General features: G+C 37.0%; 12 protein-coding genes. 6 read left to right on the top strand and 6 right to left on the bottom strand.

Annotated features, from left to right (window positions below):
- Nucleotides 1-26: 26 nt before the first annotated feature.
- Nucleotides 27-3158: an exodeoxyribonuclease V subunit beta gene (locus FG27_RS08905; protein ID WP_037318148.1), complete on the bottom strand. Its 3132-nt coding sequence runs from the start codon at nt 3156-3158 to the stop codon at nt 27-29.
- 164 nt (nt 3159-3322) lie between these two features.
- On the opposite strand from FG27_RS08905, the gene FG27_RS08900 reads away from it, so the two are divergent.
- Nucleotides 3323-3931 (top strand): superoxide dismutase, encoded by a 609-nt coding sequence (locus FG27_RS08900; protein ID WP_037318146.1) that lies wholly within the window; start codon nt 3323-3325, stop codon nt 3929-3931.
- Between the two features lie 705 nt (nt 3932-4636).
- Here the strand turns inward: FG27_RS08900 and FG27_RS08895 are convergent.
- The 4 genes from FG27_RS08895 to purN form a co-directional block, all read right to left on the bottom strand.
- Nucleotides 4637-6535, bottom strand: coding sequence for an amidophosphoribosyltransferase (locus FG27_RS08895; RefSeq protein ID WP_037318144.1), 1899 nt, complete (start codon nt 6533-6535; stop codon nt 4637-4639).
- A 60-nt stretch (nt 6536-6595) separates the two neighbouring features.
- Complete coding sequence (locus tag FG27_RS08890) at nt 6596-7519, bottom strand: PfkB family carbohydrate kinase (RefSeq protein ID WP_037318142.1); 924 nt, start codon at nt 7517-7519, stop codon at nt 6596-6598.
- Between the two features lie 172 nt (nt 7520-7691).
- The gene (gene rnhA, locus FG27_RS08885) at nt 7692-8159 is read right to left on the bottom strand and encodes a ribonuclease HI (RefSeq protein ID WP_197051681.1); all 468 of its coding nucleotides are present in this window, start codon (nt 8157-8159) and stop codon (nt 7692-7694) included.
- Nucleotides 8159-8758, bottom strand: coding sequence for a phosphoribosylglycinamide formyltransferase (gene purN / locus FG27_RS08880; protein WP_037318137.1), 600 nt, complete (start codon nt 8756-8758; stop codon nt 8159-8161). The genes rnhA and purN overlap by 1 nt, the downstream gene beginning before the upstream one ends.
- A gap of 148 nt (nt 8759-8906) precedes the next feature.
- Here purN and FG27_RS08875 point away from each other — a divergent pair, with 148 nt between their 5' ends.
- From FG27_RS08875 to pyk, 5 genes are all read left to right on the top strand, one after another.
- A complete protein-coding gene (locus FG27_RS08875) occupies nt 8907-9143 on the top strand; it encodes an acyl carrier protein (protein ID WP_013069791.1) in 237 nt (78 codons plus the stop codon).
- Nucleotides 9144-9159: 16 nt separating this feature from the next.
- A complete protein-coding gene (fabF, locus tag FG27_RS08870; protein WP_037318135.1) occupies nt 9160-10413 on the top strand; it encodes a beta-ketoacyl-ACP synthase II in 1254 nt (417 codons plus the stop codon).
- 11 nt (nt 10414-10424) lie between these two features.
- Nucleotides 10425-11156 (top strand): ribonuclease III, encoded by a 732-nt coding sequence (gene rnc, locus FG27_RS08865; protein ID WP_037318133.1) that lies wholly within the window; start codon nt 10425-10427, stop codon nt 11154-11156.
- Nucleotides 11157-11269: 113 nt separating this feature from the next.
- Nucleotides 11270-11758: an IPExxxVDY family protein gene (locus FG27_RS08860; protein ID WP_037318131.1), complete on the top strand. Its 489-nt coding sequence runs from the start codon at nt 11270-11272 to the stop codon at nt 11756-11758.
- Nucleotides 11758-13188 (top strand): pyruvate kinase, encoded by a 1431-nt coding sequence (pyk, locus tag FG27_RS08855; RefSeq protein ID WP_037318129.1) that lies wholly within the window; start codon nt 11758-11760, stop codon nt 13186-13188. Before FG27_RS08860 ends, pyk begins: the two co-directional genes overlap by 1 nt.
- A gap of 144 nt (nt 13189-13332) precedes the next feature.
- Here pyk and dinB read toward each other — a convergent pair whose 3' ends face one another.
- Nucleotides 13333-14436 carry a DNA polymerase IV gene (gene dinB, locus FG27_RS08850; protein ID WP_037318127.1) on the bottom strand — a complete coding sequence of 368 codons (1104 nt, stop codon included), beginning with the start codon at nt 14434-14436 and terminating at the stop codon, nt 13333-13335.
- Nucleotides 14437-14646 lie beyond the last annotated feature (210 nt).

Here is a 14646-nt window from a genome sequence, read left to right as displayed (position 1 = left end):
CTATTTTTTACAAACTTACATTTCTTTTACACAAGGCGCACTTTAAGCGCCTTATTTGTATAAACAAGGTTTTTGCTGCCAATACTGTAACCCATATCCTGTAACACCCCGGCATAGTTGTTAATTTGTAGTTCGTGGGAATCATTAAACTTGCCGGTTTTATAATCTATAATATTTACTGTATTTCCAGAAAAATTAATCCTGTCGGGTCTTAATCTTTTTCCTTCAGGAGATAAGATATCGCGCTCGTTAAAGTTTTTTCCATCTTCAGTAAAAAATGCCGAAAGCTGCGGGTGATTGGTGATTTCAACAAGTAATTTTTCTATTTTTTCTGCGGAATCTTTTGTGATTATACCATCGTTTACGGCCTGGCTAATCACGGGTTTCACCTGGTTTTTATGATCTATTTGCGCTAAAAGTTCGTGCAAAATCTCTCCTTTTTCAATCGCTTCTTCCTGTTTGCTATCCCACAACATTCCAGATTTGGTTACGATATTCACCGCTTTATTTTGTGTTGCTGAAGAATAAAACTTTTCGGAAGTAATATTTTCTAAATTTTTTTCAGCCGAAGATTTCGGAACTCCAATTTCTCCAAATTCATAAGTAGTTTGATTTGGTTCCCATTTTTCTATGTGCCTCAAAAAACCGATTAACAAACCGGAAGTTTTATGAGCTTTTTCATTCCCTTTTGTATCAATTTCCTTTTTACTAAGCAAATACAGTTGTTGCGAAGCGCGAGTACAGGCTACGTAAAGTACATTTAAGGTATCCAGCTCTTTTTGATGAATTAATTCAGTATAGATTTCTGAAGTCTTAGCTCCCCAATTCAGCATTTTGTCTGAAGCGCTCAAATAATTCATAGGAATTTCATTTAAAGGCGCCTCCATAGGTAACCATAGGGAATCCATACGCGTATTTTTGGAATCAGAATTCGCATAAGGATAGATGACCACTGGAAATTCTAATCCTTTAGATTTGTGAATGGTCATTATTTGTACAGCATCTTCAGCTTTAGGAACCACGATGCTTAAGGTTTCCTTTTCCTGTATCCATAAATCGATAAAATCGGCTATGCCTGCGGTTGCTTTTTGCGTACTTTCAAAGATAAAATCTAGAAAAAACTGAACATAAGCATTAGAAGTTTCTACCAGGGAAAAACTTCTGATAATGTATTCTGCTGCTTCATAAACTGAAAGTTGCCTGATGAAATCAAGTTCAAAATTGATATTATAACTCTTTAACCAGTTAAAAAATACGCTGCCATCTTTGACCAAATTCTCAGAAATAATAAGGTAGCGGTTTTCGATTTTCAGAAAATCGGCCAGGAAATCAAAAAGTTCCAGTTTTAAGTTGTTATCTGTGGGGTTTAAGGAAAATTCTAGCAAATGGGCTATAAAATTCACTTCTGGAGAATTGGCCACCAATAGGGTTTCCGAAGAAACTACCGGGATCCCATTTTCGCTTAAATAACTGGCAATGGTAATGCCTTCTTTTTTCTTGCGGGTTAAAATGCAGATATCTCCTTTTTTAAAGTTTTTTTGCTCTAGATTTTTAATGATTTCCAGGATCTTTTCCGGATAGATTTCGTGCTCTTCAGCAGCATTTTCGGCCTCTATAAAATCTATATTAACATAACCAAAATCTCCTTTTCTGGGATTTTGTGAGCTTTCTTTAAATAAATTTGAATAAGCCGAATTTTGCAAATTACCAGCAGCATAATTAAAGAGACTATTATTAAAGTTTACAATCTGGCTTCCGCTTCGGTAATTATCGGGTAGGTTTTCTACTTTTTTATCAATACTAAAAGGATTGTGATCTATACATAAATCTATAAACTGCTCCGCTTTACCACCTCTCCAACGATATATAGACTGCTTGGCGTCTCCAACCAACATAGCGCTGGCGGGATCTTGAAGATCTTCAGAAGAAAGCTTATTGTCTATAAGGGGAATTAAGTTTTCCCACTGCATTTGCGATGTATCCTGAAATTCGTCTATAAAATAATTTTGATAACGTTCGCCAAGCCTTTCGTAGATAAAGGGTGCAGGCTGGTTTTTAACCTGTTCGCTAATTTTTGGATTAAATTCTGAAATAAGAATAAGATTCCGTTCTTTCTTTATTTCTTCCACTTCCTGATTTATCGCATTTAGCAGGGAAAGTCTGGTTAGGTTTTTTTGAATCGCTCTTAAAAAATCAAGATTTACATAAGCTCTTTTAGAAATTTCAAAAAGGCTAAGTATTATTGATTGAATGCTATCTAAAGTATCTTTTACCGCTTGATTCTTGTTCGATTTTGTATAAAGCGGAGCGCTTTCAAGCTTTTCCATCCAGGATTTTTCAAAACCATCAATAGGTTTTTGATCTTTTAACTTTACAAAATGTTTGTAAACATAACCGCCGCTAAAATCTTTCTCCTCGATATTATGATTAATTAAAAGATCGAAAAATTCAGTACTGGTTTCGGCAATTAATGCTTCGTTGTTTTTTATTTCTAAGCTTATTCTTTTATCAAATTTCCTAAAATCTTCTGTGGTTTTTCCTTTCAGTTTTTTTAGCGCTGCCTGGTGGTTTTCTCCAACAAGTAATTCTGAAATTTCAAAAAGATCTTTCGCTATATCCCAGCTTTTATCATCATCGGTTTTACTTAACGCAAAAGCTATAAGTACCTTTGTAAGTTCTTTATCGGTTCCGGCTTTACTAACGAGGCGGTCAACAGCTTCTTGTAAGATTTGCCTGGTGTTTAAAGCGATCTCAAAATTAACCGGAAGCCCGAGATCTTTAGCAAAAGTCCTTAAAACTCTATGGGTAAAGCCGTCTATGGTAGAAACTTCAAAAGCAGCATAGTTGTGAATAATACTTTTTAAGATTTTGGCTGACTTTGTTTTGAGTTCGGCCTCCGGCAGGTTAGTTTCTTCAGCAATAATTTTAAAAAGAGTGTTAGTAACTGCTGAGGTTTCTTCAGCAGTAAAATCTCTAAGACTGCTTATAATTCTGGATTTCATTTCATCTACCGCTTTATTGGTAAATGTCATGGCTAGAATGTTCTTATAAGCATCGTGCTTTTTGCTTTTAAATAATAGCAATAAATATTCTTTAACGAGGGTAAATGTTTTACCCGAACCCGCAGAAGCGTTATAAATAGTAAAATTATTAGTCAAAGAGGCTGAAGTTTTATGAAGATTGTGATTTTTAAAGGTAAAATAAAAATGTTTTGTATTCTATGCCGGCTTTTAAGTATTTTATAACACTAAATTATTTTTATTAAATGCCTTAATACCTAAATTTGAGTGAATTTATTACTAATCACTAAAAATATATAAAAATGGCTTTTGAGTTACCAAAGTTAAAATATGCATTTGATGCATTAGAACCACATATAGACGCTAAAACCATGGAAATTCACCATGGAAAACATCACGCAGGTTATACTAAGAAATTAAACGCTGCAATTGAAGGAACCGATCTTGATGGGAAAACCATTGAGAATATTCTTGAAAATCTTGATAAATCTAATACAGCAGTTAGAAATAACGGTGGCGGATTTTACAATCACAGGTTATTTTGGGAAGTAATGTCTCCAGATGGGGGAGGAAAACCAGAAGGGGACTTAGCAAAAGCAATTGATACTGCTTTTGGTTCTTTTGAAGCTTTTAAAGATGAATTTTCTAAAGCTGCTGCAGGACAGTTTGGTTCTGGTTGGGCCTGGCTTTGTGTTCATGAAGGCGGAAAAGTAGAAATTTGCTCTACTGCAAATCAGGATAATCCATTAATGCCAGGAATTGGCTGCAGTGGAAATCCAATTTTAGGATTGGACGTGTGGGAACACGCATATTATCTAAATTACCAAAACCGTCGTCCAGATTATATTGAAGCTTTCTTTAATGTAATTGACTGGAAAGAAGTTGGAAGCAGATATGCGAAGCAGAAATAATATCTAGTTATATCTATATATTAAAAAGACCGTCTTTCAGGCGGTCTTTTTTTTGCCAGAATGTTTATTGAATAAAAAAAGGCAGATCGTAAGATCTACCTTTCTTTGCCCCAAATCTACCATGAACTTAACCTACTTATGTTATGGTGACTCTAAAGTATAATGAATAAAACCGGTTTACAACTTTTTTAGACCAACGGCATAATTATTTGTTAAAGCATTGGTAGTTAGAAATTAATGTAAGAAAAAGAGGTTTTTTTAATGTCAGTTATTTAGTTTTAGTTGAATTAGATCCTTAGAAGCACATTCCATTAAATTCATAAAAAAAGGCGGATCGTTAGATCCACCTTTCTTTGCCCCAAATCTACCATGAACTTAACCTACTTATGTTATGGTGATTCTAAAGTATACTGAATAAAACCGGTTTACAACTTTTTTAGACCAACGGCATATTTACTTGTTAAAGTATTGGTAATCATAAACTAATGTAAGAAAATTTGATTTAGATGTGAGTTATTGGGGAAATTATGAAGATTTTAAAATCAGGTGAAAATAAAAAAAGGCGGATTTTAAGATCCACCTTTTTTTGCCCCAAATCTACCATGAACTTAACCTACTTATGTTTATGGTTCTGCTAAAGTATATAAACTTCTTCCTGCTAAAAATCATTTTAGACGAAAGGCAGAAAAATTTGTTTAAGTGCACTTAATAGGCTCTTCCTTCGTTTCCTTCATAAAAATTTATAAAAGCTCTGTTCACCACGCGATTACCTCCATTGGTTGGATAGTTACCTGTAAAATACCAGTCACCCAGGTTTTTAGGGCAGGCTTTATGCAAATTATCTACCGTTTGGTATATCACTTTTACATCTGCCTTTACATCGGTATCACAAAGTAATTCTGAAATTTTATCTGAGATCTGCTCATCGGTAAAAGGTTCGTAGATTTCCTTAACGAAATTCTTTACTTCCTCATCGGCAAGATCTACTTGCAGTTTACACTTCTCGTAAACCTCCTCCACAATATCGTATTGGTTATTATCTTTTAAAAGCTCCAGGGCTGCCCTAAAAGCAACAAGACCTTCCAGGCGAGCCATGTCTATACCATAACAATCCGGATAACGAATTTGTGGTGCCGAAGAAACCACTACAATTTGTTTTGGGTTTAACCTGTCCAGCATTTTTATGATGCTTTTCTTTAAAGTAGTTCCCCTAACAATACTATCATCTATAATTACCAGGCTGTCTTCTGGTTTAACCACCCCGTAGGTTACATCATAAACGTGGGCAACGAGATCGTCCCGGCTGCTATCTTCAGTAATAAATGTTCTAAGTTTAACGTCTTTGATCGCAATTTTTTCGGTGCGTAACCTGTGAGCAAGTATTTCCTGAAGTCGGGCATCGGTTAAAGTATCTTTTTCAGCTAAAATTGCATCATTCTTTTGTTTGTTTAGCTCATCCTGTGCGGCTTCTACCATTCCGTAGAAACTTGTTTCCGCAGTATTTGGGATAAAAGAAAAGACCGTATTAATCGTGTCGTGGTTTATAGATTTTAGTACTTCTGGCATTAATAAACGCCCAAGCATTTTACGTTCTTTATAGATCTCGGCATCGCTTCCGCGGGAAAAATAAATACGTTCAAAAGAACAGGCTTTGCGTTCTAAAGGCTCAAGGATTTCTTTAATATTTACTTCTCCGCTTTTTTTAGTTATAATAGCGTGTCCCGGCGGCAATTCGTGAACATCATTAAAATCTACATTAAAAGCAGTTTGAATTACGGGTCTTTCTGATGCCACTACAACCACTTCATCGTCTTTGTAATAATATGCGGGTCGAATTCCTGCGGGATCACGTAAAACAAATGAATCTCCGTGACCTAATAAACCTGCCATAGCATAGCCGCCATCCCAGTTCTTAGAAGATTTTCTAAGAATTTTTGCCACGTTTAATTTTTCAGCAATTAAAGGAGAGGCGGTAACTTTAGAGAAACCCTGCTTCTTTAATTTTTTGTAGAGTTTTTCTACTTCAGAATCCAGGAAATGGCCAATTTTTTCCATTACCGTAACGGTATCGGCCTTTTCTTTTGGATGCTGCCCAAGTTCTACCAGGTTATTAAAAAGCTGGTTTACATTGGTCATATTAAAATTTCCCGCAACAATCAGGTTACGGTGCATCCAGTTATTCTGTCTAAGAAACGGGTGTACACTTTCTATACTATTCTTACCAAAAGTCCCGTAGCGAACGTGCCCAAGATACACTTCACCTACATAGGGAAGGTTCTTTTTTTGCAGATCAACATTATCAGCATACTCAGGGTTGGCTTTAATTTCGTCGTTAATTCTCCCATTGATCTGTTCAAAAATATCCTGAATTGGTTGGGCCGCATTAGATCTAATTCGGCTTATATAACGATCTCCAGGCGCAGTATTTAATTTGATGTTAGCAAAACCGGCACCATCCTGGCCGCGGTTATGCTGTTTTTCCATCATTAAATACATTTTGTTGATCCCGTAAAAGGCAGTACCATATTTTTCTTTATAGTATTCCAGGGGTTTTAACAATCGTATTTGGGCAATCCCACATTCGTGTTTTAAGGCGTCACTCATAGTAAAAGGATTTCAATCCTGTTTTATATAAAAAATGCCCTGAAAATTCAGGGCATAGGTTTAGGTTAATGCTATTTCAAATTGAGTTAATTTCTTAAACTCTTCGAGGCGCGAATTTACTTCTTCGCCTGAAAGCTCCTCCATCCTTTCGGTGCCAAATTTTTCAACGCAAAAAGAGGCGAGATTGGAGCCGTAAATTATGGCGTTTTTCATATTTTCAAAGCTAATATCTCCAGTTTTTGCAAGATAACCTGCAAAACCTCCGGCAAATGTATCTCCGGCCCCGGTTGGGTCAAAAACTTCTTCTAATGGAAGGGCGGGTGCAAAGAATACCTGCTCTTCATGGAATAGTAATGCGCCGTGTTCACCTTTTTTAATCACCACATATTTAGGACCCATCGTTGCGATCTTTTTAGCAGCTTTTGCTAAAGAATATTCACCAGAAAGTTGGCGGGCCTCTTCATCATTAATAGTGATCACATCTACTTTACTAATCACCTTCATTAGATCTTCCAGGGCATTATCCATCCAGAAGTTCATAGTATCTAAAATGGCGAGTTTTGGGGATTCAATTTGTTCTAAAACACTCAATTGAACTAAAGGATGCAGGTTTCCTAACATCACAATTTCAGCATCTTTATAAGAATTAGGTACCACAGGATTAAAATCCGCTAAAACATTTAGCTGTGTATCTAAAGTATCTCTTGAATTTAAGTCATTATGGTAGCGGCCACTCCAAAAGAAAGTTTTTCCGCCGGGAACCACTTCAATTCCTTCTATATTTATATTGTTTTTGGTAAGTAGGTCTAGGTATTCCTGAGGAAAATCGTCTCCTACAATAGATACCACTGCGCTATCTACATTAAACTGCGAGGCCGAAAGCCCAATATATGTTCCTGCACCTCCAAGAATTTTATCTGTTTTCCCAAATGGGGTTTCAATAGCATCAAAGGCTACAGTGCCTACAATCAGTAATTTACTCATAAAATGGTTTAAAAAATGTGCTGCAAATATACAGTTTGTTTTTCAAGGGCTCAATCAAAATTACTCGATAATCGAGATTTAAATGTTGTACGTTTCGTCTCGAAACCAGGATATAATAGTAATAATGCCTCCATGTTTCATCTCGAATACTCTACGTATAGACTAATTCCGTTCAATTTTGCTGAAAACCTTCGTCTATTAATAACCTTTTTTCTTTTGAGGCGGCCACCGCCAAAGCGTCGCAGCGTTCGTTTTGCGGATGGTCATTATGTCCTTTTATCCACCTAAAGCTTACATGATGTTTCCTAATTTCCTTTAAAAACTCAATCCAGAGATCGGCATTCTTTCGGTCTTTAAAATTTTTCTTTTCCCAGCCGAAGACCCATTTTTTGTTTACTGCGTCAGCAACATATTTTGAATCGGTAAAAACAATGGCATAAACACCTGGTTTTTTTAATTTTTTTAGGGCTTCAATTACCGCCAGCAACTCCATCCGGTTATTGGTAGTGTGTTTAAAACCTTTTGCGAATTCTTTGCGGTAGGATTTACCTACCCATTCCATCACAATGCCATAACCGCCGGGGCCGGGATTTCCTCTCGCGGCGCCATCGGTATAAATGTGTACCTGGGCTGTTTGCACTATTGGGATTCCTTTTGAAGTAATTGCTGAATGATTTCTGGGAAGTGTTTGTATTCCAGCTTGTGAATTTTTTCTGCGAGACTTTCCGGCGTGTCCTCTTCTGAAATTTCTGTTTTGGCCTGAAAGATTATTTCGCCTTCATCATAATTTTCATTTACAAAATGAATGCTAATTCCGCTTTCTTTTTCTTTATTCTGAATAATGGCTTCGTGCACATTCATGCCGTACATTCCCTTACCTCCATATTTTGGAAGTAGCGCTGGATGTATGTTTACAATTTTTTGTGGATACTTTTTTAGGATATCTTCGGGGAAAATCCACATAAATCCGGCTAAAACAATTAAATCTGGATTTATATCCTCTAAAATATGCAGAACATCATAACTATTGTAGAGTGCATCACGGTCAAAATGAAGGGCTTTAACATTTAGATCATGAGCTCTTTTTAGCACTTTTGCCGATCTTTTATTCGAGAAAACCGCTACCACGCTGGCATAAGGAGATTTCTGAAAATATTTAATGATGTTTTCGGCATTTGTTCCGGAGCCGGAAGCGAAGACAACTATTTTCTTTTTACCGATATTTGCTTGATTGCTCAAAATTAGCTTGTTAACAATTAATAAAGTGTAAAATTAAGCCCTTTCAGTGAAAATTATGTAAATTACAATCACATTTTTAAAGTAAAAATCGGTTTTAAAATAAAGTTTTTTATTTTTGCCTCCTAATCAAAATTAAAATAAAAGTATTATGTCAGACATTGCATCAAGAGTAAAAGCGATTATCGTTGACAAGTTAGGTGTTGACGAGAACGAGGTTGTAAACGAAGCAAGCTTCACAAACGATCTGGGTGCTGATTCATTGGACACTGTGGAATTGATCATGGAATTCGAAAAAGAATTCGACATCCAGATTCCTGATGACCAGGCTGAGAACATTGCCACAGTAGGTCAGGCAATTTCTTATATTGAAGACGCAAAAAAATAAAAAGAGTATAGACCATATGGAGTTAAAGCGAGTTGTAGTAACGGGCCTGGGAGCCCTAACCCCCATTGGTAACAATATTGAAGAATATTGGGAGGCTTTGGTAGCCGGAAAAAGTGGTGGTGCACCTATTACCTATTTCGATACTGAAAAATTCAAAACCAAATTCGCTTGTGAACTCAAAAATTTTGACCCGCTGGATTTCTTTGACCGCAAGGAAGTAAGAAGACTGGATAGGTTTGCCCAATATGCCATTGTAGCTTCAGATGAAGCGATTAAAGATTCCGGCATCAACCTGGATACTGTAGATAAGTATCGGGTCGGTGTAATATGGGGGGCCGGAATTGGCGGATTGGAAACTTTCCAGAACGAAGTGATAAACTTCGCAACGGGAGATGGTACACCAAGGTTTAACCCTTTCTTTATTCCTAAGATGATTGCAGATATTGCCCCGGGTAATATCTCTATTCGTCACGGGTTTATGGGAGCAAATTACACTACCGTTTCAGCTTGTGCATCTGCAGCAAATGCGATGATAGATGCGCTGAATAATATTAGGCTGGGGCATAGTGATATTATTGTTTCCGGAGGATCTGAAGCTGCGGTAACTATGGCTGGTATGGGTGGTTTTAACGCCATGCACGCTCTTTCTACACAAAATGAAAATCCTGAAACTGCTTCAAGACCTTTTGATGCTACTCGTGATGGATTTGTATTAGGAGAAGGGAGTGGGGCACTTATTCTTGAAGAATATGAGCACGCCAAAGCCAGGGGAGCCAAAATCTATGCTGAAGTTCTTGGAGGAGGATTATCTTCTGATGCTTATCATATGACGGCCCCACATCCTGAAGGTAACGGAGTGGTTGCAGTTATGGAAAATTGTCTTCGTAATGCAGGTATGAAACCCGAAGACGTAGATGCCATAAACACGCACGGAACTTCTACCCCATTGGGTGATGTAGCCGAGTTAAAAGCGATAAGCAAGGTTTTTGGTGAACATGCCAAAACAATGAATATCAATTCAACAAAATCTATGACCGGGCATTTGCTTGGAGCTGCAGGTGCTGTAGAAGCAATTTCAGCAATTTTATCTATGCAGCATGGAATAGTGCCACCTACTATAAACCATGAGCACAAGGATGAAAACATAGATCCAGATTTGAACCTTACTTTAAACAAAGCTCAAAAGCGTGATGTGAATGTTGTAATGAGCAACACGTTTGGATTTGGAGGGCACAACGCCTGTGTATTATTTAAAAAGTACGACGAATAACCAACAGTATTATGGGTGTTATTCGAAATATATTAAATTCCCGCTCTGGTAAAGGCGGGAATTTTTTTTCGGTTTTATATAAAATTTTAGGCTTTAAGCCTAAAAATATTCTTCATTACCAAAAAGCATTTACACATCGTTCTCTCAATATTAAAGATGAAAAAGGCAATGCTATAAGTTTTGAACGGCTGGAGTTTTTAGGCGATGCTATGTTAAGTGCAGTAATCGCTTCTCACCTCTTTAAAGCAGTTCCCGGTGGGAATGAGGGTTATCTTACCAAAATGCGATCTAAAGTGGTTAGCAGAAAGCATTTGAATGAATTGGGTAAGGATCTTAAACTTATAGACCATGTACAAACTAATATTCCGAAAGAACAATTTGGCTCAAACATTCATGGTAACCTTTTTGAAGCCTTAATTGGAGCGATTTATCTTGACAGGGGGTATAAATATTGTAAGCGATTTATTTACGAAAGGGTAATAGAGCCCTATGTAGATATCGAGCAATTAGAAGGGCAGGTAATAAGCTACAAAAGCCTTTTTATAGAATGGTGCCAGAAAGAAAAAAGAGAATTTGATTTCGAAGTTTATGAAGATACGGGAAATGATGAAGTGAAGCATTTTGCCGTAAAATTACGATTAGATGAAAAGGTTGTTGCAAAAGCCAGGGCGACCTCCAAAAAGAAGGCTGAAGAAAAAACTGCGAAAAGAGCCTATTACGCACTTCAAAATAAAATCACTTAAAATTGTGAAATTATTCCAGACTATAACGTTTTCGTAGATAAATACGAAGTTTTGGGGGTATAAAGCTTCATTTTTCTCAATCTTATCTTATCTTTAACCTTAAATTGAAAGCTATGCAATTGCATAAAACGCTGCTGGAAGACGTTGAAGAAGATGATTTTGGATTAATAGCGCTTTATGGTGATTTAGAAGATTATAAGATGGCTTATTTGCTAAATAAGTTTCTTAAACTTCAACTAAAAAGAGAACGCCGCGATATAGACTTCAACCATAAATCGGTAGAAGCTTACTATGCCCATTATTCCTTTAAAGATTTGGCAAATTTTAGGTCTTATCACCTTGTGGCCAACAAATTTAAAGGAGAACCTAAAAAGATATTAAGTTCGGGTTCTTTATTTGAAGAAGAAGAAGTGAGACCCTTGCAGGTAAACCTGGTGCCTGAGTATAAAAAGGTCGATTTCTTTTTAAAGATAGACGAGGAGCTAAATCAAAAAGACCTCAATATGCTTGTTAATGCAATAAGTCAGATACCACAGGTTATCGCGGTCTATAAAATTGATACAGATTTATTGAAATCCAAACAAAATTTAATTTTTGAATAATGCCAACAAATAAGAAAACTAAAATAGTTGCTACCCTTGGGCCAGCAACTAGTTCCAAAGAGACTTTAGATAAAATGCTCCAGGCCGGGGTGAACGTTTTTAGAGTAAACTTTTCCCACGCTAATTATGATGATGTAAAAGAACGCATCCAAATGATTAGAGACCTGAATAAGGAAAAAGGCTATAACGCAGCTATTCTTGGGGATTTACAAGGCCCTAAATTGCGCGTTGGAGTTATGAAAGACGAGGTGGTAGTTGCCGAAGGGGATGAGATTATTTTTGCCACCGGAAAGGAATTTAAAGGAACTGCAGAACGCGTTTATATGAATTACGAAACTTTTCCGCAAGATGTATCTGCGGGAGAGCGTATTCTTTTAGACGACGGAAAACTTATTTTTGAAGTAATAAGTTCAAATAAAAAAGATGAAGTTAGAACCCGGGTTATCCAGGGCGGGCCTTTAAAATCTAAAAAAGGAGTAAACCTTCCAAATACTAATATTTCTCTACCCGCCTTGACCGAAAAGGATGTAAAAGATGCGATTTTCGCCTGTGAAATGCAGGTAGACTGGATGGCACTTTCTTTTGTTCGTCACGCCGAGGATTTAAAAGAACTTCAGGATCTAATAAAAAAGCATAGCGAATATAAGATTCCTATTATTGCTAAAATTGAAAAACCGGAAGGAGTAGCAAATATCGATAAGATTGTTGCTTACTGTGATGGTTTAATGGTAGCTCGTGGAGATTTAGGAGTGGAAATTCCTGCTCAGGAAGTGCCTCTAATTCAAAAGAAATTGGTACTTACCGCGAAAAAAGCTCGAATTCCGGTAATTATTGCCACTCAAATGATGGAGACTATGATCACCAGTCTTACGCCTACACGGGCTGAGGTTAACGATGTAGCTAACTCTGTTATGGATGGGGCTGATGCCGTAATGCTTAGTGGAGAAACTTCGGTAGGGCAGTATCCTGTTCAGGTTATTCAGAAAATGACACAAATTCTCGAAACCGTAGAGAACTCGCCATTAATTAAAGTTCCTCACGATCCACCGCACGTACGCACCAATAGATACATAACCAAAGCGGTTTGTTATCACGCGGCGCATATGGCTAACGAGATCAAGGCCAAAGCAATTTGTACTTTAACCAATAGTGGATATACGGCTTTCCAGATTTCAGCCTGGAGACCTGAAGCACATATTTTGGTATTTACTTCGAATAATAGAATTTTATCGCAGCTTAGCTTGCTCTGGGGTGTTAAGGCCTTTCATTACGACAAGTTTGTAAGCACCGATGAAACTATTGATGATATTAACCGAATAGCGAAAGAGAAAACTTTTGTAGAGGTAGGTGATTTCACCATAAATCTTGCAGCAATGCCAATTGGTGAAAAAGGTATGGTGAATACTTTAAGAGTTTCTGAAATAGAATAAGTTTATTCTAAAGAGTAAGCCACGAATACACAATTAGTGAATTCGTGGCTTTTTTATTTTAAAAACTTTCTCAAGTCATCCTGAACTTGTTTCAGAGCCTGCCCCGATTCTTTATCGGGGATCTAAAAATAAAAAGTTTCTACTTTAAAACTCAAACTTCAATTGCACCTCAATTTCCTTTTCCTCTTTTGGTTTCTTTTCGTTTTTATCGGTATTTAAATTAGAAAGGGAAATTCCTAAAAGTCTAACTGAATCTTTCATTTTTTCCTGGTACAATAATTCTTTGGCGTTTTCTAGAATAAGCTCTTTGCTGGAAATGTAGAATGAAATAGTTTTGCTGCGAGTTTGCTGGGTGAAATCGCTGTATTTTAACTTGAGGGTGACAGTTTTTCCCGCAACCTTGCTTTTTTTAAGTCGGCGTTCTATTTCTTCAGCGATGTTTTCCAGCCTTTCCAGCATAAAAATTTCTGAAGAGATATTTTCATCAAAAGTGCGTTCGGCACCAAGTGATTTCCTAATTCTATTCGGTTTTACTTCACTCAAATGAATACCGCGAACCACATTAAAATAATGAGCACCACTTTTCCCGAATTTTTCGGTTAAATATTCTTCACTTTTGGTTTTTAGATCTTTTCCTGTAAATATGCCCAGCATATACATTTTTTCGGCAGTTACTTTACCCACGCCGTGAAATTTCCTGATGTCTAAAACTTCCAAAAAGGCTTCAACTTCTTCGGGATTTACCGTTTTTTGTCCGTTAGGTTTATTAAAATCACTGGCAATTTTTGCGATAAATTTATTTATAGAAATTCCTGCCGAAGCATTTAAGCCGGTTTTTTCTTTAATTTTCTCCCGTATTTCTCTGGCGATAAGGCTGGCACTGGGATTTCCCTTTTTATTTTCTGTAACATCAAGGTAGGCTTCATCTAGAGAAAGCGGTTCCACCAGGTCTGTATATTCATAGAATATTTCCCTGATTTGTTGTGAAATTTCCCGGTAGCGATCAAACCGTGTCTTTACAAAGATTAGATGTGGGCAATTGCGTTTGGCAATTACGCTACTCATAGCGCTTTTTACGCCATATTTTCGCGCTTCGTAGCTTGCAGCACTAACAACCCCTCTTTCAGAACTTCCACCCACAGCAATGGCCTTACCACGTAATTCGGGATTGTCCAGTTGTTCTACCGAGGCATAGAACGCATCCATATCTATATGAATGATTTTGCGAAGAGGAAGTTCTTGATTCACTTTACAAAGTTAGTGAAACTTCAATTTGGCAGGAAAAAGACACAGGTAAATTGAACAGTTTCACTAATCCCGGCGCAGGCCAGATCCCTTTTTAAAAAACTAACTGAATGGCGAATTCTTGAATAAAAATGAGGTCAACTCCAAAAACTTTATAATCCCTAACTTAGGTAAGCTTTCTTAAAATTTAGTTACGGCCCATAGTGGGGCGGG

It is taken from the genome of Salegentibacter sp. Hel_I_6, from assembly GCF_000745315.1.
Classification (GTDB): Bacteria; Bacteroidota; Bacteroidia; order Flavobacteriales; family Flavobacteriaceae; genus Salegentibacter.
This window is presented reverse-complemented; position numbering and strand designations above follow the sequence as displayed.

Excerpts from the sequence above, each read along its gene's own strand:
- fabF (WP_037318135.1), top strand. The coding sequence starts at position 9,160 with ATGGAGTTAAAGCGAGTTGTAGTAACGGGCCTGGGAGCCCTAACCCCC.
- FG27_RS08875 (WP_013069791.1), top strand. The coding sequence starts at position 8,907 with ATGTCAGACATTGCATCAAGAGTAAAAGCGATTATCGTTGACAAGTTA.
- FG27_RS08900 (WP_037318146.1), top strand. The coding sequence starts at position 3,323 with ATGGCTTTTGAGTTACCAAAGTTAAAATATGCATTTGATGCATTAGAA.
- FG27_RS08890 (WP_037318142.1), bottom strand. The coding sequence starts at position 7,519 with ATGAGTAAATTACTGATTGTAGGCACTGTAGCCTTTGATGCTATTGAA.
- FG27_RS08895 (WP_037318144.1), bottom strand. The coding sequence starts at position 6,535 with ATGAGTGACGCCTTAAAACACGAATGTGGGATTGCCCAAATACGATTG.
- pyk (WP_037318129.1), top strand. The coding sequence starts at position 11,758 with ATGCCAACAAATAAGAAAACTAAAATAGTTGCTACCCTTGGGCCAGCA.
- rnc (WP_037318133.1), top strand. The coding sequence starts at position 10,425 with ATGGGTGTTATTCGAAATATATTAAATTCCCGCTCTGGTAAAGGCGGG.
- FG27_RS08860 (WP_037318131.1), top strand. The coding sequence starts at position 11,270 with ATGCAATTGCATAAAACGCTGCTGGAAGACGTTGAAGAAGATGATTTT.